Annotated in this window: 1 protein-coding gene and 1 other RNA gene; both read right to left on the reverse strand. The window is 39.3% G+C overall.

The genetic code is table 11. The annotated features are described in order from the left end of the window. Positions 1-55 precede the first annotated feature (55 nt). Positions 56-769, reverse strand: coding sequence for a phage integrase SAM-like domain and Arm DNA-binding domain-containing protein (locus A3GG_RS11580; RefSeq protein ID WP_018357562.1), 714 nt, complete (start codon positions 767-769; stop codon positions 56-58). A gap of 341 nt (positions 770-1,110) precedes the next feature. Continuing rightward, positions 1,111-1,518: a transfer-messenger RNA gene (gene ssrA, locus A3GG_RS13005) on the reverse strand. Positions 1,519-1,823: the final 305 nt, after the last annotated feature.

Here is a 1,823-nt window from a genome sequence, read left to right on the forward strand (position 1 = left end):
GAGAAATGCTTACGGATATAGAGATGATGAATATTTCAAACTAAGGCTTTTTGCTCTACATGACTGCCGTATCACACGAAATGTCGGATGAACCTGTAAGAAATCCACGATCAACAGGTTTGTAGTGGAAGCGGATGTCCATAAATGGATCGTGCTGGATGATACCACGTTTTTGGGCATAGGTGACCATTGTCTTGATACCTTTTAATTTCTTCTGTGCTGTATTATGAGAGATGTTTTTCTCTGTGACTAAGAATAACTCAAAGTCTTTTATTACAACAGAGTTAAACTCTAGTAATCCCAAGTCTTTTCTCTTATACTTTGTCTCTAAAAACTCAACAAGGTCACGTCTGATAATGGTGTACTTCTGAAAACTACCTTTCTTTAAGCTTACTCCAACCTTATCCTGAATGCTCTCAATGTACTTGTCGAATACTGGGAGAATAGTAGAAAACTCTTTCTCATCACCTAAAAACAATGATTTGAATGACTCTGCAGTAAGATAGTCATCATACTCATGTTTTCTAAATAGCTCATACAGTGAGGCTGTAAGAGCATCAAGAGAGGCATTTAATGCTACAGCTTCTGCTGTTCTGCCTTTGGCTCTGCTCGTAGAATTGCTCCAAAGGCTTTTATTTACAGACAATTGGCTTGAGCCAAGATTAACCATTTCACCATCTAAGATGACACGGACCATAATTGGATTTTTCCCTTCTTTGTTCTCATAGTTTGAGCGTAGGTAGTAGGAAACCTTGAATTGCTTCTTCATACTCTTAAAATCTTTTTAGTGGATCTATTCTATATTGCTACACTTTTTTCAAGTGTTTGTACATAAAAAGTTGCCACAAAGTTCGTAATAAAGTTCCTGAAGATGAGTATTTTAAGGTGTTCAATTTGGTAGTCATTGCTACATTTTTTTCTGCCAATTAAAAGTTGTAGCAATTTCTGTAGCAGAAAAGTGTTCTATTGCTAACTACCAAAATATGCGTTTTGGTATTCAGTGGTAGTTACTAAAACGAGAAAATTCGCTGTAAAGCTGGGCTTTACAACGATTTTTCCTCTGTTTTGAATACCTATCTGACTACTCAGATGAAGCTCAAAAATGTCACAAAGTGGAGATGGAGGGAGTCGAACCCTCGTCCAAACACGGAACTAATCCGCTTTCTACACGTTTAGCTTTGCTTTAATTGTCGGCGAGTGGGCTAGGCCAAAGCCACCCTCCTACTCACTTAGTCCTTTGAATGTCGTCGGAGGTGAGGGACACACCACCAACCCTTCCCGATATTACGGCATCACTATATCCGACCACCTCGGGTTCACGGTATCGGAGTGATGTCTCGTCGCGAGCTAAAGCTCAAGCGAAGGAGCAGTAATCTACTAAACTTCGATTACGCTGCGAGAGCGTAGTTATAATCTTCGCCACTTAAAAGTGTAGATGTCTGAGATTTAAGTGCTAGAGCAACGACGCACTACGTGCTTACGAACCACCTCTACATGCTGTCAAAGCCAGTCATCCCCAGTGATTACGTGGCAAAGATACCAAAATAATATGGACTATAGGTGAGAAAAGGGCTCATACTTAAGTTAGAGCTTGCTGAATATACCTTAACCATGTATTATTCAATGAATTGAAGTATTATTTTTTTGCTATGTTGATGATTATTGGTATATTGTAGTGTTAAAAAGAAACGCAATAGCAGTTATTGAGAATATGAGGAAGGTGTTTTAAAGCATTGGGAGGTTGCCCCTTTTTATGGGAGATGGTAATTTGTCGGAGTCCCTCGATAAGAGTAATAGGTGGTATCAGCTGGCGGAAAAGTTGC

Origin of the sequence: Porphyromonas levii DSM 23370, from assembly GCF_000379925.1 — a bacterium.
In the GTDB taxonomy this organism is placed as follows: Bacteria; Bacteroidota; Bacteroidia; order Bacteroidales; family Porphyromonadaceae; genus Porphyromonas_A; species Porphyromonas_A levii.